This is a genomic window from Polaromonas sp. P1_E11, from assembly GCF_056405995.1.
In genome coordinates this window covers 140965-167274 of the sequence record NZ_JBFUBA010000006.1, presented here as the reverse complement: position 1 = coordinate 167274, position 26310 = coordinate 140965, and the positions used below count along the sequence as shown (strand labels likewise).

Below are 26310 nucleotides of genomic sequence, written 5' to 3'. Positions count from 1 at the left end.
TTGGCCACATGATGCCCCCTGAGTGCCATCCCTTAAATACAAGTTACTACGTGAGTGGCCGGTGTCGCATCTGCGCCCTATCGCTTGCCAAGCCTCGCCGATATAGTCGTCCGTTCCGGCGATTCGATCGCTGAAGGAGGGACCTTGGAACTGCAAATCAATGGCCGGGCCATTCAGGCCGACGCCGACCCCGGCATGCCCTTGCTCTGGCTGCTGCGCGACGTGCTGAACATGACGGGCACCAAGTTCGGATGCGGCGTGGCCGCGTGTGGCGCCTGCACGGTGCGGGTGGACGGCGAAGCGGTGCGGTCCTGCGTCGTCCCGGTGTCCGCCGTGGTGGGCAAGCGCATTCAGACCATTGAAGCGCTGGGTGCTCCGGACAAGCCTCACGCCCTGCAGGCCGCCTGGATTGCCGAGCAGGTGCCCCAATGCGGCTATTGCCAGTCGGGCATGTTGATGGCGGCCGCCGCCCTGCTCGACAAAATCCCCAAGCCGACAGATGCGGACATCGATGCCGCCATGACCAATATCTGCCGCTGCGGCACTTACCAGCGGATCCGGGTGGCCATCAAGCGCGCGGCCGGCATGGCGCCAGGCGTCCTGCAGAAGGCCCGGACATGAAAAGAAGAGCCTGGCTGCTCAGTGCAACCGGTGCGGCGGGCGCATTGCTGGTGGGCTGGAGCCTGTTGCCGGCGCGCTCCCGGCTGGGCAGCCCGGCCAAACCCTGGCCTGCGAGCATTCCCGAGCTTGATGGCGCGGTGTTCAATGGCTGGATCAAGATCCGGCCGGACGGCGGCGTGGTGCTGGCCATGCCGCGCAGCGAGATGGGCCAGGGCGTGCACACGGCGCTGGCCATGCTGGTGGCCGAAGAGCTTGATGTGCCGCTGCAGCGGGTGACCGTGGCGCAGGCGGGATCCGACGCCATTTACGGTAATGTCGCGATGCTGGTGGGCAGCCTGCCTTTTCATCCACTGGACGTCGATGACTTTGCCAAGGAAGGCGCCCCCAGGGTTCGCCCCACCCCGGTCAGGATCGGCGAGTGGATGACGGGCAAGGTTGCCCGTGAGCTCGGCATCAACGCGACAGGGGGCTCCTCAAGCCTGGCGGATGCCTGGGACGTGGTGCGGCTGGCCGCTGCCACGGCCCGGGCATCCCTGCTGGGGGCGGCCTCACTGGACTGGAAGCTTCCTGTGGACGAGCTCAGCGTCAGAAATGGCGTGATTTCGCACCCTTCAGGTCCCTCATCCCACTACGGTGAACTGGCGAAATTTGCCGCAGCGACTCCGCCGGGTGACGTGACACTCAAAAGCCGCGGGGACTGGAAACTGATAGGGCGGGGTGCCCAGCGCCTGGATTTACCTGCCAAGGTCAACGGCACGGCCGTTTTTGGCCTCGATGTCCGGTTGCCGGGCATGGTGTATGCGGCGATCCGGCTTTGTCCCATGCTGGGCGGTTCAGCGGGTGCGATCCAGGTCAATACGGCGCTGGCCTTGCCTGGCGTGGAGCGCCTGGTGCGGCTGCCGGCCTATGCGGGTTCTACTGCCGGCTTTGCCGTGGTGGGTAAAGCCTGGTGGCAGGCCCAGCAGGCGGCCTTGATGGTGCCGGTCGAATGGCAGCAGCGACCCGCTGGCGCGCTGGACACCCGCGCGATTGAACAATCGCTGGAAACCGCTCTGGCACGCGAAGAAGGCCATGTCTTTTATGAAAAAGGCGATGCCGGCAAGGCCGAGGCGTCCGCTGTGCGGAAAATCGAGGCACTTTATCGTGCGCCCTACCTGGCCCACGCCACGCTTGAGCCCATGAACTGCACCGCGCAAGTCATGGGCGGCAAGGTATGGCTCTGGGCGCCCACCCAGGTGCCGCAGATGGCTGTGGCCGTTGCCGCACGGGTGGCTGGGGTGGCTCAGGAAGATGTCCATGTCACTGTCACCTTGCTGGGCGGCGGCTTTGGCCGCCGGCTGGAGGTCGACTGTGTGGCGCAGGCGGTGCGCATTGCCGTGGAGTGTGGTGGCCGGCCTGTGCAACTGATCTGGTCGCGCGAAGAAGACACTACGCACGATTTTTACCGGCCCATGCAGGTAGCCAGGCTGAGGGCCTCCCTGGACGAAAAGGGCGACGTCAGCTGCCTGTCCATCAAGTCTGCCGGCGACGCCATTACGCCTAGATGGCTAGAACGCAACCTGCCGGCCCTGTCCGGGCCTTTCGATACCCCCGACAAGAGTGCGGCGGAAGGTTTGTTCGATCTGCCTTACGGCTTTGCCAGCCAGTCCATGTCGCATGTTGCCACGCGCTCGGGCGTACCTGTGGGCTACTGGCGTTCGGTGGGACATTCGCATAACGCGTTCTTTTCAGAAAGCTTCCTGGATGAGCTGGCCTGGGCGACTGGACGGGATCCTCTCGCTTTCCGGCGTTCTCTACTGGACGAAGCGCCCCGGCATCTGGCTGTGCTGGAACTGGCTGCACTCAAGGCTGGCTGGGGCAGTGCGCTGCCCGAGGGTCGGGCCCGCGGTATCGCCCTGCATGAATCATTTGGATCCATCGTGGCGCAGGTCGTGGAGGTGTCATTGCTCAATGGCATGCCGCGCGTTCACCGCGTGGTGTGTGCTGTGGATTGCGGTACGGTTGTGAACCCGGGCATCGTGGCACAGCAAATGGAGGGGAGCGTTATCTTTGCGCTGACCGCAGCGCTGTATGGCCGCATAGATATAGAAGAAGGTGTCGTGCGCCAGAAGAATTTCCCCCAGTACGCCATGGTGGGAATGGCGCAGGCGCCCGTTGTGCAGACTCATATTGTCCCCAGCGACAGGACACCTGGTGGCGCAGGCGAACCAGGTGTTCCGCCATTGGCGCCTGCATTGGGAAATGCCCTCTATGCATTGACAGGAAAGCGCTTGCGCTCGCTGCCTCTTATGGTGAACAACGCGTAAGTTGAGAAAGTTTTTTAAGCCGTGCTTGAAAAGCGCAAAACAACCGTGCTATAGTCGATGGCTGTGCTGAACACAGCGAACAAATTCTTCGGGATTTGCAGCTACCGCGAAAGCGAAAAGTTCAGTAGAAAAAAGATCTTGAAAAGTTGACCGGGACTCAAAAACCGGTATAGAATTCAAGGCTCTGCTGAAAACGAAAGTGCTGATCGCCAAACGGTCAGGCGGCAGAAAAAAGAGTCAAAAAAGTTTGACTGGTGATCAAAAACCGGTATATAATTTGAGGCTCTGCTGATCACAGCAAGACAAGCGAAATTCTCTGAATGGAGTTTGTCAAGCGAGAATGGCAAATAACCCTCGGGTTGACTGGGAATTAAAAACCGGTATATAATTCGAGGCTCAGCTGATTGCAGCGAGACGACAAAAGCAAGGTGCTAAATGCGCTGAGCAAGTAGTCAGGATCATTAAAAATTTACAGCCGATAAGTATGGGCGTTTGAAGGCGATTGCCAGGTTACTTGTAACCAGGTCTTCTGACCTTAAACGCTCATAGAGATAGAAAATGTGAAATCGTCAAGATTTCTCATCAATTCCGTTTTTATGAGTTTCTTCCCGCAGTCAAATGCGGGGAGTTGAAAATTATTGCAGTGATTAAACTATAGAGTTTGATCCTGGCTCAGATTGAACGCTGGCGGCATGCCTTACACATGCAAGTCGAACGGTAGAGTAGCAATACTCGAGAGTGGCGAACGGGTGAGTAATATATCGGAACGTGCCCAATCGTGGGGGATAACGTAGAGAAATTTACGCTAATACCGCATACGATCTAAGGATGAAAGCGGGGGATCGCAAGACCTCGCGCGATTGGAGCGGCTGATATCAGATTAGGTTGTTGGTGAGGTAAAAGCTCACCAAGCCGACGATCTGTAGCTGGTTTGAGAGAACGACCAGCCACACTGGGACTGAGACACGGCCCAGACTCCTACGGGAGGCAGCAGTGGGGAATTTTKGACAATGGGCGAAAGCCTGATCCAGCAATGCCGCGTGCAGGAAGAAGGCCTTCGGGTTGTAAACTGCTTTTGTACGGAACGAAACGGCTCTTTCTAATAAAGAGGGCTAATGACGGTACCGTAAGAATAAGCACCGGCTAACTACGTGCCAGCAGCCGCGGTAATACGTAGGGTGCGAGCGTTAATCGGAATTACTGGGCGTAAAGCGTGCGCAGGCGGTTATATAAGACAGTTGTGAAATCCCCGGGCTCAACCTGGGAATTGCATCTGTGACTGTATAGCTAGAGTACGGTAGAGGGGGATGGAATTCCGCGTGTAGCAGTGAAATGCGTAGATATGCGGAGGAACACCGATGGCGAAGGCAATCCCCTGGACCTGTACTGACGCTCATGCACGAAAGCGTGGGGAGCAAACAGGATTAGATACCCTGGTAGTCCACGCCCTAAACGATGTCAACTGGTTGTTGGGTGCATTAGTACTCAGTAACGAAGCTAACGCGTGAAGTTGACCGCCTGGGGAGTACGGYCGCAAGGTTGAAACTCAAAGGAATTGACGGGGRCCCGCACAAGCGGTGGAKSATGTGGTTTAATTCGATGCAACGCGAARAACCTTACCTACCTTTGACATGTACGGAATTCGCCAGAGATGGCTTAGTGCTCGAAAGAGAACCGTAACACAGGTGCTGCATGGCTGTCGTCAGCTCGTGTCGTGAGATGTTGGGTTAAGTCCCGCAACGAGCGCAACCCTTGTCATTAGTTGCTACATTTAGTTGGGCACTCTAATGAGACTGCCGGTGACAAACCGGAGGAAGGTGGGGATGACGTCAAGTCCTCATGGCCCTTATAGGTAGGGCTACACACGTCATACAATGGCTGGTACAGAGGGTTGCCAACCCGCGAGGGGGAGCTAATCCCATAAAACCAGTCGTAGTCCGGATCGTAGTCTGCAACTCGACTACGTGAAGTCGGAATCGCTAGTAATCGCGGATCAGAATGTCGCGGTGAATACGTTCCCGGGTCTTGTACACACCGCCCGTCACACCATGGGAGCGGGTTCTGCCAGAAGTAGTTAGCCTAACCGCAAGGAGGGCGATTACCACGGCAGGGTTCGTGACTGGGGTGAAGTCGTAACAAGGTAGCCGTATCGGAAGGTGCGGCTGGATCACCTCCTTTCTGGAAATATGCAATCAAATTCTTACGCCCATTCTTATCGGCTGTTGTCTTAAACAACAGCATTGGTCATCAATCTAATTGGTGCTACCTTCAGTTCTATTGCTGAATTTGAGGGTCTGTAGCTCAGCTGGTTAGAGCACCGTCTTGATAAGGCGGGGGTCGTTGGTTCGAGCCCAACCAGACCCACCAAATCAGGTTTGAATTCTGGGGGATTAGCTCAGCTGGGAGAGCACCTGCTTTGCAAGCAGGGGGTCGTCGGTTCGATCCCGTCATCCTCCACCACTTATCTAGCGTATTTGATTAATGCAAAGCATCTTCTTTGAGGATGCTTTGTGTTAATTGATTCATTTCAATTATTGGCTGTTCTTTAAAAATTCATAGAGTTAAATCAGCGTTGCTAGCGGAAACTGCACATTCGTAAAGGTTTAGTGCAGACCGTGCCGCTAGCAACAATTTAGAGATTTTTGATTGCGTCAAAATAAACTTTTAATTTCGGCTTAATGCAAATTAAATCGAATTGAAAGATACGGCATAACGCGTTTGGTGAAAGACCAAACATCATTCCTTGAAGATAGCTTGAGAAATCAAAGTTATAGGGTCAAGTGAATAAGAGCACATGGTGGATGCCTTGGCAATGATAGGCGACGAAAGACGTGATAGCCTGCGATAAGCTTCGGGGAGCTGGCAAATTAGCTTTGATCCGGAGATTTCTGAATGGGGAAACCCACCCTTCGGGGTATCGCATACTGAATACATAGGTATGCGAGGCGAACCGGGTGAACTGAAACATCTCAGTAGCTCGAGGAAAATACATCAACCGAGATTCCGAAAGTAGTGGCGAGCGAAATCGGAGAAGCCTGTTAGTGATAGCAAGACTCTTAGCAGAACAGCCTGGAAAGGTTGGCCATAGCGGGTGATAGCCCCGTATGTAAAAAGAGACTTGTGGTACTGAGCTAACGAAAAGTAGGGCGGGACACGAGAAATCCTGTCTGAATATGGGGGGACCATCCTCCAAGGCTAAATACTCATCATTGACCGATAGTGAACTAGTACCGTGAGGGAAAGGCGAAAAGAACCCCGGGAGGGGAGTGAAATAGATCCTGAAACCGTGTGCTTACAAAAAGTAGGAGCCTCGTAAGGGGTGACTGCGTACCTTTTGTATAATGGGTCAGCGACTTACATTCAGTGGCAAGGTTAACCGAATAGGGTAGCCGTAGAGAAATCGAGTCCGAATAGGGCGATCAGTCGCTGGGTGTAGACCCGAAACCAAGTGAGCTATCCATGGCCAGGATGAAGGTGCGGTAACACGCACTGGAGGTCCGAACCGACTAGTGTTGCAAAACTAGCGGATGAGCTGTGGATAGGGGTGAAAGGCTAAACAAACTTGGAAATAGCTGGTTCTCTCCGAAAACTATTTAGGTAGTGCCTCAAGTATTACCATCGGGGGTAGAGCACTGTTTTGGCTAGGGGGTCATGGCGACTTACCAAACCAATGCAAACTCCGAATACCGATGAGTACAGCTTGGGAGACAGAGCACCGGGTGCTAACGTCCGGACTCAAGAGGGAAACAACCCAGACCGCCAGCTAAGGTCCCTAAAATTGGCTAAGTGGGAAACGAAGTGGGAAGGCTATAACAGTCAGGATGTTGGCTTAGAAGCAGCCATCATTTAAAGAAAGCGTAATAGCTCACTGATCGAGTCGTCCTGCGCGGAAGATGTAACGGGGCTAAGCCAGTTACCGAAGCTGCGGATTTGCAATTTATTGCAAGTGGTAGGAGAGCGTTCTGTAAGCCTGTGAAGGTGGTGGTGTAAACCCTGCTGGAGGTATCAGAAGTGCGAATGCTGACATGAGTAGCGTTAAAGGGGGTGAAAAGCCCCCTCGCCGTAAGCGCAAGGTTTTCTACGCAACGTTCATCGGCGTAGAGTGAGTCGGCCCCTAAGGCGAGGCAGAGATGCGTAGCTGATGGGAAACAGGTCAATATTCCTGTACCGATGTGTAGTGCGATGTGGGGACGGAGAAGGTTAACTCAGCCAACTGTTGGATATGTTGGTTCAAGCCTGTAGTCGTGCCTGGTAGGTAAATCCGCCGGGCTTAGATGAGGGGTGATAACGAGTCTGCTTGCAGACGAAGTGAGTGATACCCTGCTTCCAGGAAAAGCCACTAAGCTTCAGCTACACACGACCGTACCGCAAACCGACACTGGTGCGCGAGATGAGTATTCTAAGGCGCTTGAGAGAACTCAGGAGAAGGAACTCGGCAAATTGACACCGTAACTTCGGAAGAAGGTGTGCCTTTAGTAGGTGAACCATTTACTTGGGGAGCCCAATGAGGCTGCAAAAAATCGGTGGCTGCAACTGTTTATTAAAAACACAGCACTCTGCTAAGACGAAAGTCGACGTATAGGGTGTGACGCCTGCCCGGTGCTGGAAGATTAAATGATGGGGTGCAAGCTCTTGATTGAAGTCCCAGTAAACGGCGGCCGTAACTATAACGGTCCTAAGGTAGCGAAATTCCTTGTCGGGTAAGTTCCGACCTGCACGAATGGCGTAATGATGGCCACACTGTCTCCTCCTGAGACTCAGCGAAGTTGAAATGTTTGTGATGATGCAATCTCCCCGCGGAAAGACGGAAAGACCCCATGAACCTTTACTGTAGCTTTGTATTGGACTTTGAACAGATCTGTGTAGGATAGGTGGGAGGCTTTGAAGTGTGGTCGCTAGATCGCATGGAGCCAACGTTGAAATACCACCCTGGTGTGTTTGAGGTTCTAACCTAGGTCCATTATCTGGATCGGGGACAGTGCATGGTAGGCAGTTTGACTGGGGCGGTCTCCTCCCAAAGTGTAACGGAGGAGTTCGAAGGTACGCTAGTTACGGTCGGACATCGTGATAATAGTGCAATGGCATAAGCGTGCTTAACTGCGAGACTGACAAGTCGAGCAGATGCGAAAGCAGGACATAGTGATCCGGTGGTTCTGTATGGAAGGGCCATCGCTCAACGGATAAAAGGTACTCTGGGGATAACAGGCTGATACCGCCCAAGAGTTCATATCGACGGCGGTGTTTGGCACCTCGATGTCGGCTCATCTCATCCTGGGGCTGTAGCCGGTCCCAAGGGTATGGCTGTTCGCCATTTAAAGAGGTACGTGAGCTGGGTTTAAAACGTCGTGAGACAGTTTGGTCCCTATCTTCCGTGGGCGCTGCAGATTTGAGGAAGCCTGCTCCTAGTACGAGAGGACCGGAGTGGACGAACCTCTGGTGTATCGGTTGTCACGCCAGTGGCATTGCCGAGTAGCTAAGTTCGGAAGAGATAACCGCTGAAAGCATCTAAGCGGGAAACTCGTTTCAAGATTAGATCTGCCGGGGCCTTGAGCCCCCTAAAGAGTCGTTCAAGACCAGGACGTTGATAGGTCAGGTGTGGAAGCGCAGTAATGCGTTAAGCTAACTGATACTAATTGCTCGTGCGGCTTGACCCTATAACTTTGATTAATTCGAAGTTGTTATGCCAAGTTGACGCATTCAAAAAGCACGGCTCAGCAGCTGTGCGAATCTAAATACAAGCTGATTTACTCTATGAATTCGATGGATTGTTCTTTGGACAATCTGTCAACAAGTTATGCCTGATGACCATAGCAAGTTGGTACCACTCCTTCCCATCCCGAACAGGACAGTGAAACGACTTAGCGCCGATGATAGTGCGGATTCCCGTGTGAAAGTAGGACATCGTCAGGCTCTTACAGCAAGGAACGCCCGGTTGATTTTTGATCAACCGGGCGTTTTCTTTTGTGCGTCTGGTTATTGACCAAGCTGCAAAATCTAAAAAACCCATATGAATTCATGTGGGTTTTTTGCATTTGCGCCAAGTGCTTAAACCGGGCGCGCCAAGCTCGCCAGAGGAGAAAGCGGCTTTGGAGAAATAGCAAGGTGTCAAAAGTGGCTGGCTCGCAGTGATTCAGGTATTCACGATATGCGTACCGTCTCTGTTGGCCACGCCGGCGGTCACCAGGTCGTTGCTCAATTGCTCAATCCACGAGCGGGCAGGAGTGTCCGCGAAAAATTTGGCTTTGATCTGCATGAAATAAGGTGTTTCCAAGGCCCATTTTGCAAAGTCGTCGAAATCCTGGCGTTGAATTTCGAGTAATTTGAACTTCAGCAGAACCTTGGCAGCATGATGCGCATGCTTGGGCGGATTACCGACAAATGAATTCAACCGCTGACGTGCTCGCGCTAGCGTTTCGGGCGTATACGCAAAGACACGGCCGTGTCCTGGAATGACAGTTTTGGGGTTCAACTGCTCAATTACGTCCAAGGTCGCGGCGACCTCCGTGAATGCATTGGTACCTTCCAGCTCGGGAAACACCACGCCGAAGCCGTTTTCCCACAAAGCATCGGCTGAAATAAGTACACGACTATAGGGGTGGAAAAAAATCAGCGAATGCGGGTCATGCCCAGGCGCCGCATGAATCTGCCACATCTCGGACCCGAACCGCATGGAACCTCCTGGCTTCATCGCATCAGTGAAGGTGAACCGTGGGCACAGCTGACCGGTCGGAAAATAAGTCAGCGCCACAGGATCCCAGTCTGATACTTGTTGCGCATGGCCAGGAGGAATAAGGGTATGCAAATCGGGGTAACGCGCCTGCAAAGCAGCATTGCCGCCGCAGTGATCGCTGTGCAGGTGCGTGTTGACGAGAATATCGAGAGGGCGGGACCCAAGGACGGACTCGATCAACGACAGCGTTTGCGGTGCGTGCGTGCAATAACCACTGTCAACCAGCAAGGTTTTTTCACCGCCGGTGAAAAGAATATTGTTTGCAGAGAGCCAGCCGCGCTCAAAAACCTGCATCCCTGGGGGTAAATCAGGCTTGGCCATCAGAAGCTACCCAGCCCTGCAGCGCTTCAGGCCGCCGTTCGCAGTTCACGCCTGAGGATTTTTCCAACGTTGGTTTTGGGCAAGTCATCGCGAAATTCAATGTATTTGGGTCGTTTGTACCCAGTAAGGTGCTGTTTGCAATAGGCGCTCACGTCGTCTTCGGTCAGTGTAGGGTCATTTTTCACCACAAAAACCTTGATAGCTTCACCCTGCTTTTCGTCGGCAATGCCGATGGCCGCGCACTCAACAACACCGGGGCACAGGGAAATGACGTTCTCAAGTTCATTGGGGAACACATTGAATCCCGAAACAATGATCATGTCCTTCTTGCGATCGATGATTTTGGTGTAGCCGCGCTCGTCCATGATGCCAATATCACCGGTGCGCATGAAGCCATCGGAGGTGAACGCCTTTTTGTTCTCTTCGGGCTGCTGGTAATAGCCCGTCATGACTTGCGGACCCTTGATACAGATCTCGCCGGATTCACCAAGTGCGAGCGACAGGCCCTCGTCATCCTTGATGGCGATTTCGATGCTGGGCAACGGCAGTCCGATGGTGCCGGTGAACTCCTTGTTCGTCACCGGATTGTTGGTACCGATGGCGCAAGTCTCGCTCATGCCCCAACCTTCAATCATGGGGCAACCTGTGACCTGTAACCAGTGTTTCGCCGTACCTTCGGACGCGGCCATGCCGCCCGCTTGCGAAACGCAAAGGGCCGAGAAATCCACCGTCTTGAACTGAGGGTGCTGAAGCAGCGCGTTAAAAAGCGTATTGACTGCCGGCAACATATGAAACGGACGCTTTTTGAGCACTTCAATGAATTTACCGAAGTCGCGCGGATTGGGAATGAGTGTCAGATGAGCTCCCCAACGAATCGAGAGCAGGCATAGCGTGAGCGCGAAGATGTGATACAGCGGCAAAGCGGCGATATTGTTTGTCTTGCTGACATCGCCTATCCGCTTTAGAGCCGGCGTGAACCATTCTTCGGCCTGAAGAATGGCCGCAACGATATTGCGATGCGTGAGTACGGCGCCTTTTGACAATCCGGTTGTGCCGCCGGTGTATTGCAAAAAGGCAATTGAATCCAGTGTGGTCTGCGCAGGCCTGAGGGGCAGGCGGCTACCTTCGGTAATTGCGCGATTGAAGGCTGTCACGGTGCGCCCGTTTGCAAGCGGCAATTTGTAGGCAGGCACCAGCTTGGCCAGATGGCGGACTGCGAAGGTGATCCATTGGCCATACCAGAAGCCCAGCAAATCACCCATGGACGCCATGACGACATTCTTCACCGGTGTGCGCTCAATCACTTCGGCCAGTGTGGCCGCGAAGTTCTCCAGAATGACGATGGTAGTGGCTCCGGAGTCGCGTAACTGGTGCTCCAGTTCTCGGGCGGTGTACAGCGGGTTGACGTTGACGCAGGTATAGCCTGCCCGCAGGATGGCCGCCATGGTGACTGCAAACTGCGGAACATTGGGCAGCATGATTGCCACCCGATCCCCGCTCTGAAGACCCAGGCCCTGCAGCCAGGCACCCAAAGCCGACGACAGCTCATCGAGCTGTCCGTACGTCATCCAGCGATCCATGCAAACCGAAAATGGCTTGGCCGCATTCTTCTTGAACGAGTCTTCCAGCAGATGATTCAACGAGCGGAACTGCTCGGTGTCGATCTCGTATGAGACGCCTGCGGGATAACTTTTGAGCCAATGCTTGTTCATACACACTCCTTGCGGCCCATTGTGAAAGCCGCGCCGTGGAATCCGTATGGGGCTTGTCCTAATGCCGGCGTGGCATTACGGTCCGGCAGCCAGCAAATGGCTCAATCTGGTCTCGCAGGTGACAGCATCGTCCGCGAACAGGGTATGAATCCAGGCCGTCTCGCGGTCCTTGATCAAGCGAAGGAACTCGTCGGCCCCACGCATATTGGCAAAGGCATCAAAGCCGGTTTCCAGAAAGTGCTGCAGGGAGTTCAACCCCGCTGCGGCGGCCGGCCCCCTCATCATCTTGAGCAGCGTACGAAGGCCGAACGTCCGCGTCAGGCGATTGAGTTCGTCCCCAAGGTGCAGGACAACTTCAAGTTGCCGGGTGCGTGCGGCTACATCCCCGACCCGCCGCCAACACCGGATGTATCTCCCGCAGTCGCCGCTTTCCGGGATGGCCGCAGTGTCCGCCAGCCATTCCCGCGCCATCAGGTCGTCAAGTTTTTCCGTCAACGCGTGCACTTCCGCCAGCGCAGCAGCCGTGCTGACAACAGGTTGCGGGAAAAGTTTGGCGATGGTGCTCGCGATACGCGCAAACTGCTGGTCGCGTTCGGCATAGTCTTTGTCGCTGTACAGCTCCTGCAGGAAGAAGGTGGCCGCAATTTTGTACCGCGGGCTGTGCAGCAGGTCCAAGTAAGTGGCCTGAAACCGGCGCGCCTGAAAGCGCTTGACCTCCGCACTGGCCCTGGCCAGCGGCGGGTCTGCCGCGTGCTGCTGCCGAAGCTGCGCAACGGTCTGCAGTGCGTGATGAATTTGTTGTGCGGATGCGTCCATACAAACCCGGAGTTTATCTAGGTACGGCCCCCTATAGAAACCTAAATGCGCATGAGAAACTTCCCGGATGCAAAGAAGAACGCTTCTCAAGCTCGGTGCCGCGTCGGCGGCCGTGCTGGTTGTCGCCGGCGGCGCTGCTGCTTTGCTGCAGCCTGGCCTGACCGGGGGAGTCTTGACTCACTCGGGGAGTGAGATTTTTTCCGCCGTGGGCCGCGCCGTTCTGGATACGACGCTGCCTGCAGACGCCGGCCCACGCGAGATTGCGTTGCAGGGCTTGCTCAGCCGGATCGACATCCTGGTTCAATCCCTTCCGCCTTATGCGCAGGCGGAGTTGTCCCAACTGCTGGCGTTGCTGGCCAGTGCTGCCGGCCGGCATGCGCTGGCCCGTTTGAGCCGGCCTTGGCCCGAAGCCTCTGTTGCAGAAATCCAGCAGGCGCTTCAGGATATGCGCCTGTCAAGCCTTACGCTGCGCCAACAGGCGTACGCCGCCCTGCACGACATCACGGCCGGCGCCTATTTTTCCGAGCCGTCCAGCTGGCCAATGTTGGGCTATCCCGGCCCCGTCAAAATCTGAAGACACCGAAAGCAGCATGAGTCAATTGAAAGATCCGATCCGCGAAGGTATTGCGCGCGGCTGGAAAGTCATGGGCGGTGCGCTCGGCCCGGTGCCTGAAAAAATCACCTGTGACGTCGCCATCATCGGCAGCGGAGCCGGCGCTGGAATCACGGCCGAGCTGCTGGCCAAGGCCGGCTTGCAGGTGGTGATCGTTGAAGAAGGCCCGCTTAAAAGCAGCTCGGATTTCAACCAGAAAGAGTCGGAAGCTTATCCTTCGCTCTACCAGGAAAGCGCCGCCCGCAAAACGGAGGACAAAGCCATCAACATCCTGCAGGGGCGCTGCGTGGGTGGCTCCACCACGGTGAACTGGACCAGCTCTTTCCGCACACCCGCTTCCACGCTTCAATTCTGGCAGGACAGGTTTGGCCTGGGTGACTACACCGTGGAAGCGCTCGCACCCTATTTCGCCCAGGCGGAGCAGCGACTGAACATCACGCCCTGGCTGGTGCCGCCGAACGAGAACAACGACTTGTTGCGCAGAGGCGCGGCCAAACTGGGCATTCCCGCTTCGGCCATCTCCCGCAACGTCAAGGGTTGCTGGAACCTGGGCTCGTGCGGATTGGGTTGCCCCACCAATGCCAAGCAGTCCATGCTGGTCACCACCATTCCTGCCGCGCTCGACCGTGGAGCGCAACTGCTCACCGAAACCCGCGCAGAAAGCCTTGAGCTGGCCAATGGCAGGGTCACCTCGCTGATATGCCGGGGTGTAGAGCCAAATGGGGCTCCAGCCCAATCAAGACGGGCGCAACCAGCTATCAAAATAAGAGCAAAACACTATGTGCTGGCCGGCGGTGCCATCAACTCGCCGGCCGTCCTGCTACGCTCCCAGGCCCCCGACCCGCACGGCGTGCTGGGCGCCCGGACATTCCTGCACCCGGTCGTGATGTCCTCCAGTGTGTTTGACCAGAAGGTGGAGGCCTGGAACGGTGCGCCGCAAACCATCTACTCTGACCATTTCCTGGAAACCCAGGCGATTGACGGACCGATTGGCTACAAGCTGGAAGCCCCACCTCTGCACCCGATCATCTTTGCGTCGACAGTCCCGGGCTTTGGCCAGGGTCAGCACGACCTGCTCAAATCCTTCCCCTACAACCACACGCTGCTGGCTTTGCTGCGTGACGGCTTTCATGACGAGTCGCCAGGCGGTCAGGTGAAGCTGCGCAGTGACAACTCCGCTGTGCTGGACTATCCGCTGACGGACTACGTTATGGAGGGCGGGCGCAGGGCTCTGCTGTCAATGATGGAAATCCAGTTTGCAGCGGGCGCCAAACAGGTTTTGCCGCTGCACGAAATGGCCAGGCCTTATACCTCCTGGGCCGAGGCGCGTGATGCGGTCAGTGCCTTGCCCATGAAACCGATGCTCACGCGGGTGGTGAGCGCCCATGTCATGGGCGGCTGCAGCCTTGCGGGCGCTGAACGGCAGGGCGTTACCCGGCCCGACGGCGTGCACTGGCAACTCGAAAATCTCTCGATTCACGACGGCTCGCTTTTCCCCACCAGCATTGGCGCCAACCCGCAACTGTCCATCTACGGCGCCGTGAATCGCCTGGCGCAAGGTCTCGCCAAAAAACTGTCGGGCAAGGATGTCACACTGGCCTGAGATACTGCGGGTTTGATCTCGCGCCGATTCATTCATGCTGGCTCAACTGCAAAGATTCATCACCCTGACCTTGGTCGCCGCGGCTTTCGGCTGGCTGTTCTGGTTCCGCAGCGGCTCTCCCGCGTTGGCCGTCACCGGCTTTCTGCTGATTGCCATGGGGTACACCGGTTTCCTCGCGCTTGAGTTTTTACTCCTTCGGTACATCAACAAGGCAGATCCAGCACCCCAGCCCACCTGGACAGAACTTCTGCGCGCATGGCTGGGTGAGACATTGACGGCTCCCCGCGTGTTCTGTTGGCGACAGCCCTTTCGCTCCAATGCGGTCCCGGACAGGATCCTGCCCGCCGAGACAGCCCAAGGTCGCCGCGGCGTGGTGTTTGTGCATGGGTTTTTCTGCAATCGTGGCCTGTGGACCCCCTGGCTCAAGCGGGTTCGAGGCAGCGGGCGCGCCTTTGTCGCTGTCAACCTCGAGCCCCTGTTCGGTTCCATAGACGACTACGCCCCCCAAATTGACGACGCAGTGGTGCAGGTCACCCTGGCCACCGGCCTTGCCCCCTTGCTGGTATGCCACAGCATGGGCGGGTTGGCCGCCAGGGCCTGGCTCAAGCGCATGAAGGCCGAAGCCCGGGTGCATCATGTCGTCACCATCGGCACACCGCACCGCGGAACCTGGCTGGCCCGCTTTGGGCATGGCCACAATGGTCGCCAGATGCGCTTGTTGTCCGATTGGCAGGCCCAGCTGGACCATGAGATGCCGGCCCACCGGCATACGCTGTTTACCTGCTGGTACTCCAACTGCGACAACATCGTGTTTCCGACCTCCACGGCCACCTTGCCCGGTGCCGACAATCGTCTGGTTCGCGGCGCGGCCCATGTGCAGATGGCTTTTTTGCCGGTCGTCATGAACGCTACACTGGCCATGCTGGACAGTGATCCGGCTTGACCCGGCGTAATCGGCGCTTGCCGTCAGCCCTTAAGCCTTCCCGGCTGGCACCGGGACTGTCGATGTGAATTTCTCACAAAAATGATCCGGCATATTCACTATCTACATTGAGCCGGGCTTTTTATGCTCATCTATTTGTAGGATGGAGCAAGCCCTTGACACTCTATGCAATGCCAAACACCAGCCTGTTAGAGGCTGGCCGACCGTTGCCGCCTCTGCGGGAACCCGAGTCAGATTCCACGCCTGCGCTGCTGGCCTTGCTGGTCGATGAGCTGGCGCACGGAGTGTTCGTTGTCAGCGCCCAAGGGCGGATTCTGCACGCGAATCAAATCGCGCGACGCGAACTTGAGCGTTCCGTTGTTCTGGGGGTGGATAGGGGAGAGTTGAAGGTCATCATGCAGGCAGATGCCAAGGCCTTCCAGATTGCCATGGGTAAAGCGGTGGCCGGAAAACGCAGCCTGATCAGGCTGGTGGCCGACGGCGTGGACTTTACCCTGGCCGTAGTGCCATTGCATCGCCACGCGGGCATCCCCTGTGAGCGCATTGCCCTCTTTTTGTCACGCGTGGGCGTGAGCGAGTCGGGTGTTTTTGGCTCCTTTGCCCGCAGTCACGGGCTCACGCATACGGAGGAGCAGGTGCTGGTTTTCTTGTGTCGCTGCCTGAGCACGCCGGAAATCGCCCTCCAGATGAAGGTTGCGGTTTCCACTGTGCGCAGTCATGTGCGCAGCCTTTGCGCCAAGACCGCCTCCAGCGGCGTTCGTGAACTGGTCAATCGTGTGGCCATTTTGCCGCCCATTGCACCCCTGCCGCTCGGACAAATCCACTGATAGTTGCCCCGTACGTCCCGGCGACGTGCTAGATTACGGGTGATCATGAGTTCACCAACACCTTCCGATGAGGGGCTGTATGCCCATTTGATTCCCGAATTGCGCACGCTCGCCCTGCGAGGCCTGGTGCGAACTTACCCGAAAAAAGCCGTGGTGATCAATGAAGGGGAAATCGGCGACAACCTGTTTGTTCTGCTCAAGGGGAGTGTCAAGGTGTTCGCCATGGACGAAAGTGGCCGGGAAATTACCTACGGCAGGATTCATTCGGGTGACTATTTTGGGGAAATGTCGCTGGATGGCGGACCCCGGTCGGCCTCGGTCATTACCCTTGAACCTTGCACCTGTGCAGTGCTCAGCCGTACAGATGTGAGCGAACACTTGGGTGATGAGCCAGGATTCGCGATCAATCTCGTGGTTCAGGTGATTCGCAGGGCACGTGCCGCTACAGAAGCGGCGCGCAACATGGCACTGCTCGATGTTTATGGGCGTTTGATTGCCGTGCTGGAAGAGCCCAATGACGTACAGACCGGTGATTCCGCCACCGGGGTAACGCTGGAATCCATCACCCACCAGGAAATCGCCAGCCGGGTGGGCGCGTCTCGCGAAATGGTCAGCCGCCTGCTCAAGGATCTGGAAAAGGGCGGCTACATCGAGATGGGCACCAAGCGCATCACGCTGCTCAAGAAACTGCCCAACCGCTGGTAAACACGGGGCACGCTCAGGTTCTTAAGCATCTTCATGTTTCGTGCGTTTGCGAGTGCTGGCAGCGTAGCGCCCCGTCTCTGGTGCTTCATCGCGCACCTGAACACGAATGGTGTTGCGGTAGCCGATCCAGTCTTCTTCAGTCATATCAGATACGGCATCTGACGTAGACCCCAAGCCATTGACTTCGTTCGCTTGGTGCGCTTCCTCGCCATAGGTTGCTCGCAACATGGGCTGAACTTGGAACAGTGGGGTGTGCTTCGGAATGCGAATGGGTACGTCCGTCGAGATGAGCTGAATGTTTACAAACAATTGGACAGGTTTGAACTGGTCAACTTCTATTAACCCTTCGTAGCAACTGTACAGTTGGCTGCCTGGCAGGTTAACTGGGGGTCGAATCAGTGCGCTCCAACCGGGCTTAGCGCTGCACAACAGGCCAGACCAGATTTGCACCATACCTTTCATCGGCAAGAGCCGCAGATAAGGCGGGGCTAGGCCCATCAGCGCAGCCGGGGCTTTGGAATCCCACAGCTCTGTAAGACCCGGGAGATGCATCTCATCGAATGGGAGCCAATCCCGCTCAACCCAGACAAACACATCTGCTCCGTTCCATTTCAACAAAATGTCTTCTGGTGGAAACACATACCAACCAAATGCAGAGGCCGTGCGCATGGGCTCACAGTGTCGGAACGCCATGGTTGGCATCGTTCCCAACGCTGCTTTATCCGCGCGAAGCGGCGATATCGCTCCCGGGTACATACGGTAAAAACTAAGCGTGGGTTGTTCTTGAGGCGTCATCCGTTGGTACTAAAAAAAGGGGCGCCACACCGGACTGTTAACCGGTGTGGTGAGTGCAATTATTTGCGCAGGTGCCGCGAAATCGCAGGGGCGTACCCACCGTCGCCAGTCTCGATACGTTGCGCTGACGCGGTCGCGAGTTTTCGCAAGTGCGCGTTGACGGCAGGAGCGAACCCACCATCGCCAGTCTCGATACGTTGCTGGCGGCCTGCGCCTAGTCGCTGCAAGTGGGTTTGAGTTCCTGACGTGCGAACTGTTAGAGGTACCAATGAACTTTGCGTTTTGTGCATCTATCTCTCCAAAGAAGTATCCAACCGGATAGTTGGTCGTCGAAGCGTAGCAGATATGGTGCGAGATGGCCAAGGTGATTTAGGGCGAATTCCCAGGCGTTGCGGGCGCGGTCTCGCTCAGATACACTCGCGCAATTCGCCACCATTTACGCTGGGCACCTCGTGCGCCAATGATTTTTTGCCATGACAGCGCCCCAGCAAACATCGTCTGATTACGGCACAGTGGATACGAGGCCAGCGTTGACTTATGCCGTCATGTTGGTGCCCATTTTGCTGCTGTCCACCGCGCCCGCAGTGACGCGCCTGACGGTAACCACCACCCTAACTCCTTACGATCTGGTCTTTTTGCGTTGCGTGATTGGAGGCTTGATCTGGGTGCCCTATCTGTGGTTTCAATGGGCTGACATTCCGCGACAGCTGCTAAAGGTTGGTTTTGCCTTGGCGCTTCTGCGGGGATTGGGTGGCCACATCACCTCCATTGTTGGTCTGCAATATGCGCCTGCCAGCCACTTGTCGGCATTGGGCCCCGGCGTAATGCCGATATGGGTAGCACTATGGGGCTGGCTGTTTTACCGAAATCAGCTTACGCGGGTGCAGTCGATAGGGCTGGGGTTCATCTTTGGCGGAGTAGCGGTGTTACTGGTCAGCGCGAGCAACGCGGTATTTAACCCTAAAGCCCTGGTTGGAGATTTTTTCTTTCTGTGTGGCTCGGCACTTGGGGCGATTTACCTGGTGTACATCAGCAAGCACAAACTTTCACCGATGCAGTGTGTTGCGCTTATCAGTTTCTATTCGGCTGTGGTTGCGCTCCCCTATTTTTTGTTTGCTCACACGGCTGAATTGAAAATTTTCGTCGCCCCGGTCAAAGAGCTTGTGCTGCAAACTATTTATCAAGGCATCATCGTCGGCGGAGCCATGATGGCCATAAATGCCTATGTGATGGTCCGCGTTGGTAGCCAACGCTTCACCATCATGTGCGCAAGCGTGCCCGCGCTTGGGCTGGTATTTGGCCGAATGATTGCGGGCGATAGCATCACCTTACTAGAGACGGCAGCGGTCGCGCTGATTACGGCCGGAGTCCTCTATGGCGCACAGACCAAGGCACGCCGACTTGGCACGATCCAGGTCCCGAGCTGATAGGCGTTGATGGCACTCACCCGCTGGCAAGTGGCCCAGTGGCTCTATAACGCGTTAAATATCTTTCGGGTCTCCTGAGGCGCCGCGTCGCTGGTACCTATAGTGCGCACCACTGCGCTGCTGCGTGTGCCGGCACCACGAACACCGATCAATGCCGGGTTTTCGTCACTAAACCCCACAGCATCCGGCACTTTCACAACGCCAGGGCGCTGTGGACGGCCCGCATCGGGATCCGGCTTGCGCGGTGAATAGCGCGCCCAGCTTGAATTCGTCACACGCAACCCTCCCACAGAGACGGTGTGTTTTCCGGTCGACAGGCTGTTGAAAATGCCGCTTCGGCGAATCGGCGTTGGATTGTCCGGGTGGTCCACAAACGAACCGGGATTGCCGCTTGTGTCGTAGTCCCGATCTTCAAAGTAAGACTGCCGTGCCCCCGTGTGCTGCCCGATGGCAACATCGTCACGCTCGATGTAGGCATCGAATGTGACACTTCCCGCTTCGGTGTTCGTGATCTTCACTTCCCAAACACCACTGGGTGCGGTCGCCGTTGATGCTTCGAAGCTGAAGTTGGGCGCAATCGCAACCAGCGCGCAGGTCCCATGGGCACCTGTTGCCACGGATCTTGGGTAAATCAGCGCGCAAAGCGGATGCGTTCCGCCATCGGTCCACATGCCTGATTTGCCCCAAGCCAGGGGCGGCAGGGCCGGTCGGCCTGGTGGCGTGATCTCCACGGTGACGCCATGTGCGCCTTGCGGCAGCCAGATTTCCAGAAAACTCTGGGTCGAATCATCAGGTTGCGCCTGCCAGTTCAGCGTAACGTGCTTCCCTTTTGATAGCGTTGCGTTGGCGTGGGTCCGGCTTTGATAGCTATTGCCCGCTGCCACGATGACCTGCAGTTTGCCTTTTTTGAGCTCGATCAACTGGTCCATCGCGGCCTCCAGCACCGAACTGCCGTCATGAGGCCCTGCCAGCGTACCCCAGCTCAGGTTGACTGCGATTTTGGTGCTGTGGGCACAGCGTGAAAGGATGTACATCAGGCCGTCCATGACGCTGACATTCATGGAGCCGCCGGACGTGTCAATCACGTTTGACCAGTCGAGCTGAACCGTCACGTTGTCATGCCGGCTGGCGTCGTCGTTGGCCAACGCCCAGCTGGGCGGAGCATCTGGATGGGGCGGAGCGCCTGCAAACTGTGCCAGCAAGGTACGAGGCCCGCAAGCCAGGTCCATCACGTGCGTGCCGTGGTTAACGTTCTTTTGCAGGTCACGCAGCTTGAAATGTGTGTACACCGCGCCTTCATCCACCATGCCGTTGTACGTGCGCTGTTGCATTGCATGGTTGATGTCGGCAGCCGTGAGCTCGTGCCCGTAACCCATGGACCCGGGAGCGTTGCCGACTCCCCCACGGTCCTGGCGCCAGAAGTAGGCGGTGCGAGACTTTCCATTGCGTAAAAAATTGGCGTTGGCGAAGGCCAGACCGCCATCGATCAGGCCAATGACCTTACCCGTCAGCAAGGGCGGTGTTGTACCGCCGTGGGTTACCGGCGGTACAACTTCCTCTATGTGGTGACCTACGGGCAGGCCCAGTTCGAACCGCCGAACCAGCGCGTGGAGGTTCCCGCCCGGACGAATATGCTTGAAGAAGACCGGCCTGACGTGGGCGGTGCAAAAACGCAAGCCCGTGGGCGCGGCCGGCGATGTGTAAACCGGCGGTGCCTTTAACCACGCCGGAGAAGCGGCCGCCAGCAACTGGGAGATGCTGGTGCCTGCGGTGAGCTCAATCAACACAGGCAACCATTTGGGCGGCTTCTTCAGGCCGTAGCCAGCAAAGTTGTCAGCCTCTGCCCAGATCAGGTAGGGATCAAAGCCGGTGGTTGCACCTGGCTTGGCCCAGTCAATGCCGGAGAAGCTGCCTTTGGGTAGAGGTGTCCAGGTCATGGTCGTGCTTACTTAAGGGGTTGGCATTCTTTGGACGCCTTGTCCCACATAAATGCAAGGAGCGGAGACGCCGCCACCGTTGCCGCATTGGGCAGCAGCTGGTAGTAGCCGCTCTTGTTGTCCGACATGGAAACCCGCAGATCAAAGTCAATGACATGCCCTTTGGCGTCATGAAATTTTCGGCCATCAAATCCGCGCTCGTGGAGTTTTGCACCCTTGCAGCGCGCCACGAAAAATTCGCCTAAAGCTGTGCCCAAAAGCCTTCCAACGGCACTGTCTACCGGGTAATGCAAGCCCGCTACGGTGCGGTTTACCGCGATCCTGGCTGCAAGCCGCTGCAGCTGCTCCTGGTACTTGGAGCCCTGGGGAAGCAGGGCTTGCAAGAGGGTCGCGGTCAGGAATGCTTCCGTCGAATGGCCGCTGGGCCAGCTCGCGTGCCCCGGTGTGGGAATCATGGACTGGATTTGCGGTGACAACGTGTCCGGGCGAGGGCAGGCAAAAGCATGCTTGAAGCGCATCTCGACATGGATGGCCAGCGACATGGCCAGATCGATCAGCTCAAGCGTGTATTTGTGGCGGTGTGCCTGCAGGCCGAGGATGGACGCCCAGAACGCCAATCCACCGGGTACCTGCGCCTGGATTTCGGTATTACGGTCTTCACGCAAGTCGGCATAGAGCGCTACCAGCCCCAACTGCTGGGTGAACACCTTGTGCGTGGGCCGTTTGAGCTTTGCCAGGGCCACGTCCTTGAAAGGTTTTTTGTCCAGATTGACAAAGCCCAGCGTGACTTGATCGTTGCTTTGGGTGACGTCGAAACGCAAGCCGGCAAGCAGCTCCAGTTCACACACCTGCAGACGAGGGCCGACAGCCCATTGCGCCAACCGCGACGGCTCATCCAGCGGAACGGGCATTTTGAAAGTGAGGGGGATAGGGTCAAAAGGCCCCACCAGCGCCGCACGGCTTGTGGTCAAGGCATTTGCCAGTTGGGTGTCGCTCACTGTGCCAGTTCCACCACTGGTTCCACCGCTGGTCCCGCCACTAGTCCCGCCGCTAGTTCCACCACTGGTTCCGCCGCTAGTTCCACCGCTTAGTACAGACATGATTTCATCCCTCTTGTGATTGGTAAATTAATTTTCCGAAATTCCCATTTGCCGCAATACCTTTGCGAAGCGCAGCCGGGAAACACTTGTCGCACTGCCCATCCCCAAATAGCTTGAGACAGTAAGCCCGGGGTTTTCTTGAAGTAGCCAGGCCAAGGTTTGTTTTGCATCTTCCAGGCGGCCGCTCTCCGCTTGTGCGTTAAGTAATACGCGAATGGTTGGCTGGTGGTGCCGGTTCAGGCGAAGGGACCGACGGGCCGCCTCAATGGATGAGTCATAGTCGCAGTTGATGAGATGAGCCGCAGCCAGAATCATTTCAAAGTAGTACTGCAAAGGATCCAGGGGTGAAAGTTCGCTCGCTACTTTTGCTTCGTCGACGCCAGCGGCAGCAGTCCCCCACATGGCTGACCACACGCTTTTATAAAGCCATGCCAACGATTCGTTGGGGTTCAATTTGATGGCCTCTTCAATCTTCTGCAGCGAACCGCTTGCATCTCCTGATAGCTGGCATAAGGCATGGCCCTGAATTGCCAGAGCGAGAGCGCTGTTTGGTTCAACATCTAGCGCTCGCTCGGTGTGTTCAATTGCTCGCCGCGAATCCTTTTCAGGCGAGTCGCTCATGCCGCGCACGATCCGCAAGATGTACCACTTGGCAAGCCATGCTCTTGGAGCTGCTGCGCGATTGTGGCGGTCGAGCAGAGCTTCAAGCACATGTCGGCTGCGATCAAAATCAGACACAGAGGAGCGGTGCATGTGCGCAATACCGCCTAGCATGAGCGAACAACTGTCTAATCGGGGCAAAGGCTGAATGAGTGACTGATGAACTTCAGAGTCAATCAAGGCCTTGGCGGCGGTTGTCGCGATGCGATTGATGATTTCGCTTTGTGCCTGCAACAAATCCAAGGTGTCACCCGAAACCCGTTCAGCCCAGACTATTCGGTCATTGCGGATATCAGCCATTTCGGCCATAACCAAAATTTTTCCTCCACTCGCCACATAGCTACCCGACAACACAAAAGTGGCCGCCAGATGAGTCTCCGCATCGGCGATAGCACCGCTGCGACCGCGAAAGATGGTGGTGGACAATCGTGAGATAACCCGCAAATCAGGACTGCGAGACAACTGGGCAATGATCCCGTCTGCAATCAATTCGCCGATTACGAAGTGTTCAGGCTCGTTGCTTCGGGCCTCGAATGGGATGACGGCAATGGTAGGGCGGAAATCTTGTGGTGCAGCTTCAGTGGAGGCTATTACTGGCGAGTGCCCGACTCGACCGACGCGGTAGGCGCGTATGGGTTCTTTGACGTGCTTAAGGTGGCATTCACCCAAGTCCTCTATGTCTGCATCAAGTCCCGCGCTAAGAAGGTCGCGCACGTCATCTGAAACGACAAGCTCACTGGGGCCGGCCAGAGTGGCTATGCGAGCGGTGAGATTTACGTCCGTGCCGTAAATGTCGTGCTTGTCAGCCACAAATTCAGCCAGATGCGCGCCCATGCGCAAATGCATCTTGCGGTCTGGCGGTTGATCCTCGTCAGTTTGGTAGCTGAAATTCTGCAACGCGAAGGCCGCACCAACACAGCTTTTGGCATTGGCAAATTCCAGCATCAAGCCATCTCCCAGGCTTTTGACAATGCGGCCGCCATGCAGCGGCAGCACTTGCTGCTCGGCATGCTGCACCAGTTGTTGCCACCGCCGTACGAAGTCATCTTGGTCCTGCTCCATCAATCGGACTGACTCCACCACGTCCATGACCAGCAGCACCTTGGTCTGCCGATTCATGTTGTGTGGAAGTTCAATAAGGAAAGACATCGTAAGTGACGTAACAAATGTTCACATCCTCATTTTGTAGGAGATGCTGAGGGTTAGGGTCGTTTCCCAACGAGAAGCCCTAAAACTGTTGCGTGAGCGCCAAACTGCGTGATAGATTGCAAACGGCTGCTTGGTAGGTAGCTTAAACAGCTTTCTCATTAAAGGTTACATGATGAAAAAAGTTCAAATGGGTGGGGGAGTTATTTCGCCGACAGTGGCGGCGCATATCCAGAAAAATGCGATGCATCCAACAGAAATAAATAGCAGTTCAAAAGTATTACCCGCAGCGCAAGTGGGTGGTGAAATTATCAACCCCGCAGTGAAAAAACACGTGGCTTCAGTCACCATGGGTAATGGCTGGATCAAGTCGAATATCGCCAAGCATATGGCTCAATCTGCAAAAGTGACTATGGGTGCCGGGTTAATTCATCCCAATATCTCGAAGCATCTCCAGGCTCAATAAGCGTTGAGCATGCCCGGGCCTGAAAACTCTTCCGTTGTTACCTTCCACAAAATCAGTCCGGGCGCCATCTCGCCGATGCAGGGGGAAAAGTCGGCTTTAGGCAGCATGCCTGCCGCCGCGCACCAATTCTGCGAAGCATTGCGCGCAGCATCCAGTTTTGGTTGGTACATTTCCCCCCCACGCGACATCAGGCTGCGCCGGGATGGGGCGCAAACATTCTTTGATGCAGAGGCAGAGTGGCTTCCCCTTTCCAGGGTCGTTGATCCCGAACTTTCTTCTTATTGGGACAAGCATTGCCCGGACGACATGCGGGGCGGTGCGCCTCTTTATCTGTCGGCACTGTTCGTAGCGGGCGTTGTGCAGATATGGGTCTGGATTGCTGGTGAGCACAGCGCCCGGCTGGACGTGCGAAAGCGCGCAAAACGGCCAGCGGGATCGGACTGATTTTGCGCGTACTGATTGGTGCCAGTGTTATCTCGGCAGCGGGTTCCCTGCCTCTTCAAATATTGCCTTTTCTGGTTCTGTCGCTCGTGTCGGAGGGGCGCGTTGATATTGCTTACGCCGGGTGGGTGGGTTCGGCATACCTGATCGGGATGTTGTGCAGCGGGGTGCTTTTACCCGTGCTCAAAATCTCAAGATTGACCCGCTGGCACGCTGTGGGCGCCATTAGCGCGATTATTCTTTCGCTCGCCCTTTCGATTGGCGGAAATCTATTGTTGCCGCTGCTTCTGGCCCTCTGGTTTGTCGTGGGGTTCGCCTGTGGCGGACTTCAGTTTTTGGGGGCAACGACAGCCGCTGCCGCGCCCAACAAGCCGCAGGCATTCGCCTTGCGTCTCGCGATTGTTCTCATTGTGGCGAGCGGTGTGATTGTTGTGCTCGCGCTGTTTGGCGGGCAAAAGAGTTATTCAACATTTGCCTATTTCCTCATGGGCGCTTTTGGGCTTGCCGCATGTATTGGGTTGGCGCTGTACCGCACCATTCCGGCAGCCCGGCTTGTGACGAACGGCGAGGCAACTGCAGCTTCGACCCAGCGAGGCTGGTCTGGCCTGGCCGTGGTATTCGCTTTCTTTGCGGGTCAGCCAGGGTTCTGGGCCTACGCCATGCAGTCGGCCTCCCAGCGGAATCTTGATTTGAAAGATGCCGCGTTTGTCATTGCGGCGTCCAAAATTATTTCTGCTTTGGTTCTTGTCTACAGCAGCAGGCAGAACACGCAGGCTTCTGGCCTTCGCGCGCTGGTGGGATTGGGGTGCGCAGTTGCGACGGGAATTCTCGTCATGACTTATTCCAGCGCGGTTGCGGCCTTCTTTATCGGCTTCCTGTTGTGGGAACTCGCCCTGAACGTGCTGTCGGCACGCCTTCAAGGCATTGTGGTCGCCGCAAATCCTGGGCATGCAGGAGTCTGGATTACCGGCGCAATATTGCTGGGTGCGGCTACAGGTCCCATCGTGCATGGGGCTGCCATTGGGGGCGGAATTGCTTCTGCATTTATTGCGTATGCGGCCTTGTCAGGACTTTTTCCGTTCTTTTGGGCATGGCAAAAAAGCACACCGGCAAAGCTTCCTTCCGCCTGAATAAATATTCT

At 56.3% G+C, this 26310-nt stretch carries 18 protein-coding genes, 2 tRNA genes and 3 rRNA genes; 16 read left to right on the top strand and 7 right to left on the bottom strand.

The window, feature by feature from the left end; translation table 11 throughout:
* Positions 1–144 precede the first annotated feature (144 nt).
* The 7 genes from AC1D11_RS19300 (at position 145) to rrf (ending at position 8837) form a co-directional block, all read left to right on the top strand.
* The gene (locus AC1D11_RS19300) at positions 145–621 is read left to right on the top strand and encodes a (2Fe-2S)-binding protein (RefSeq protein ID WP_477647035.1); all 477 of its coding nucleotides are present in this window, start codon (positions 145–147) and stop codon (positions 619–621) included.
* Positions 618–2927 (top strand): xanthine dehydrogenase family protein molybdopterin-binding subunit, encoded by a 2310-nt coding sequence (locus tag AC1D11_RS19295; protein WP_477647034.1) that lies wholly within the window; start codon positions 618–620, stop codon positions 2925–2927. The genes AC1D11_RS19300 and AC1D11_RS19295 overlap by 4 nt, the downstream gene beginning before the upstream one ends.
* A 649-nt stretch (positions 2928–3576) precedes the next feature.
* Positions 3577–5105 (top strand): 16S ribosomal RNA (locus tag AC1D11_RS19290).
* 112 nt (positions 5106–5217) lie between these two features.
* A tRNA-Ile gene (locus AC1D11_RS19285) sits at positions 5218–5294 on the top strand.
* A gap of 17 nt (positions 5295–5311) precedes the next feature.
* Positions 5312–5387: transfer RNA gene (locus AC1D11_RS19280), tRNA-Ala, on the top strand.
* Between the two features lie 314 nt (positions 5388–5701).
* Positions 5702–8581 (top strand): 23S ribosomal RNA (locus tag AC1D11_RS19275).
* Between the two features lie 143 nt (positions 8582–8724).
* A 5S ribosomal RNA gene (gene rrf, locus AC1D11_RS19270) occupies positions 8725–8837 on the top strand.
* The 16S, 23S and 5S rRNA genes sit together here with 2 tRNA genes alongside, the layout of an rRNA operon.
* A gap of 220 nt (positions 8838–9057) precedes the next feature.
* Here the strand turns inward: rrf and AC1D11_RS19265 are convergent.
* From AC1D11_RS19265 to AC1D11_RS19255, 3 genes are all read right to left on the bottom strand, one after another.
* On the bottom strand, positions 9058–9978 hold the full coding sequence (locus tag AC1D11_RS19265; RefSeq protein WP_477651480.1) for an MBL fold metallo-hydrolase: 921 nt from the start codon (positions 9976–9978) through the stop codon (positions 9058–9060).
* Between the two features lie 26 nt (positions 9979–10004).
* The gene (locus AC1D11_RS19260; protein WP_477649928.1) at positions 10005–11690 is read right to left on the bottom strand and encodes an AMP-binding protein; all 1686 of its coding nucleotides are present in this window, start codon (positions 11688–11690) and stop codon (positions 10005–10007) included.
* 75 nt (positions 11691–11765) lie between these two features.
* Entirely contained in the window at positions 11766–12596 is an 831-nt protein-coding gene (locus AC1D11_RS19255; protein ID WP_477651367.1) for a DUF8198 family protein, read from the bottom strand.
* On the opposite strand from AC1D11_RS19255, the gene AC1D11_RS19250 reads away from it, so the two are divergent.
* The 5 genes from AC1D11_RS19250 (at position 12574) to AC1D11_RS19230 (ending at position 17197) form a co-directional block, all read left to right on the top strand.
* Positions 12574–13080, top strand: coding sequence for a hypothetical protein (locus AC1D11_RS19250; protein ID WP_477649926.1), 507 nt, complete (start codon positions 12574–12576; stop codon positions 13078–13080). The two genes, AC1D11_RS19255 and AC1D11_RS19250, sit on opposite strands and share 23 nt — an antisense overlap.
* A gap of 16 nt (positions 13081–13096) precedes the next feature.
* Positions 13097–14722, top strand: coding sequence for a GMC family oxidoreductase N-terminal domain-containing protein (locus tag AC1D11_RS19245; protein WP_477649925.1), 1626 nt, complete (start codon positions 13097–13099; stop codon positions 14720–14722).
* Between the two features lie 34 nt (positions 14723–14756).
* The gene (locus tag AC1D11_RS19240) at positions 14757–15665 is read left to right on the top strand and encodes an esterase/lipase family protein (RefSeq protein WP_477649924.1); all 909 of its coding nucleotides are present in this window, start codon (positions 14757–14759) and stop codon (positions 15663–15665) included.
* Between the two features lie 257 nt (positions 15666–15922).
* Entirely contained in the window at positions 15923–16492 is a 570-nt protein-coding gene (locus AC1D11_RS19235; RefSeq protein WP_477651368.1) for a helix-turn-helix transcriptional regulator, read from the top strand.
* A 99-nt stretch (positions 16493–16591) separates the two neighbouring features.
* Positions 16592–17197 (top strand): Crp/Fnr family transcriptional regulator, encoded by a 606-nt coding sequence (locus AC1D11_RS19230; RefSeq protein WP_477651479.1) that lies wholly within the window; start codon positions 16592–16594, stop codon positions 17195–17197.
* Positions 17198–17218: 21 nt separating this feature from the next.
* Here the strand turns inward: AC1D11_RS19230 and AC1D11_RS19225 are convergent, their stop codons facing one another.
* On the bottom strand, positions 17219–17992 hold the full coding sequence (locus AC1D11_RS19225) for a hypothetical protein (RefSeq protein ID WP_477651369.1): 774 nt from the start codon (positions 17990–17992) through the stop codon (positions 17219–17221).
* 473 nt (positions 17993–18465) lie between these two features.
* Between AC1D11_RS19225 and AC1D11_RS19220 the strand changes: the two genes are divergently transcribed.
* Entirely contained in the window at positions 18466–19419 is a 954-nt protein-coding gene (locus AC1D11_RS19220; protein WP_477649920.1) for a DMT family transporter, read from the top strand.
* 44 nt (positions 19420–19463) lie between these two features.
* On the opposite strand, the gene AC1D11_RS19215 is transcribed toward AC1D11_RS19220, so the two are convergent.
* The 3 genes from AC1D11_RS19215 to AC1D11_RS19205 form a co-directional block, all read right to left on the bottom strand.
* Positions 19464–21356, bottom strand: a complete 1893-nt coding sequence (locus tag AC1D11_RS19215) for a S8/S53 family peptidase (protein ID WP_477649919.1) — start codon at positions 21354–21356, stop codon at positions 19464–19466.
* A gap of 8 nt (positions 21357–21364) precedes the next feature.
* Positions 21365–22354, bottom strand: a complete 990-nt coding sequence (locus AC1D11_RS19210; RefSeq protein ID WP_477649918.1) for a phosphatase PAP2 family protein — start codon at positions 22352–22354, stop codon at positions 21365–21367.
* A 129-nt stretch (positions 22355–22483) separates the two neighbouring features.
* A complete protein-coding gene (locus AC1D11_RS19205; RefSeq protein ID WP_477649917.1) occupies positions 22484–24265 on the bottom strand; it encodes an adenylate/guanylate cyclase domain-containing protein in 1782 nt (593 codons plus the stop codon).
* 172 nt (positions 24266–24437) lie between these two features.
* Here AC1D11_RS19205 and AC1D11_RS19200 point away from each other — a divergent pair, with 172 nt between their 5' ends.
* The 3 genes from AC1D11_RS19200 to AC1D11_RS19190 are packed head-to-tail and all read left to right on the top strand — an operon-like array spanning position 24438 to position 26299.
* Complete coding sequence (locus tag AC1D11_RS19200) at positions 24438–24728, top strand: hypothetical protein (protein ID WP_477649916.1); 291 nt, start codon at positions 24438–24440, stop codon at positions 24726–24728.
* 9 nt (positions 24729–24737) lie between these two features.
* Entirely contained in the window at positions 24738–25172 is a 435-nt protein-coding gene (locus tag AC1D11_RS19195) for a hypothetical protein (RefSeq protein WP_477651370.1), read from the top strand.
* 2 nt (positions 25173–25174) lie between these two features.
* On the top strand, positions 25175–26299 hold the full coding sequence (locus AC1D11_RS19190; protein WP_477649310.1) for a hypothetical protein: 1125 nt from the start codon (positions 25175–25177) through the stop codon (positions 26297–26299).
* The last annotated feature ends 11 nt before the right edge of the window (positions 26300–26310 follow it).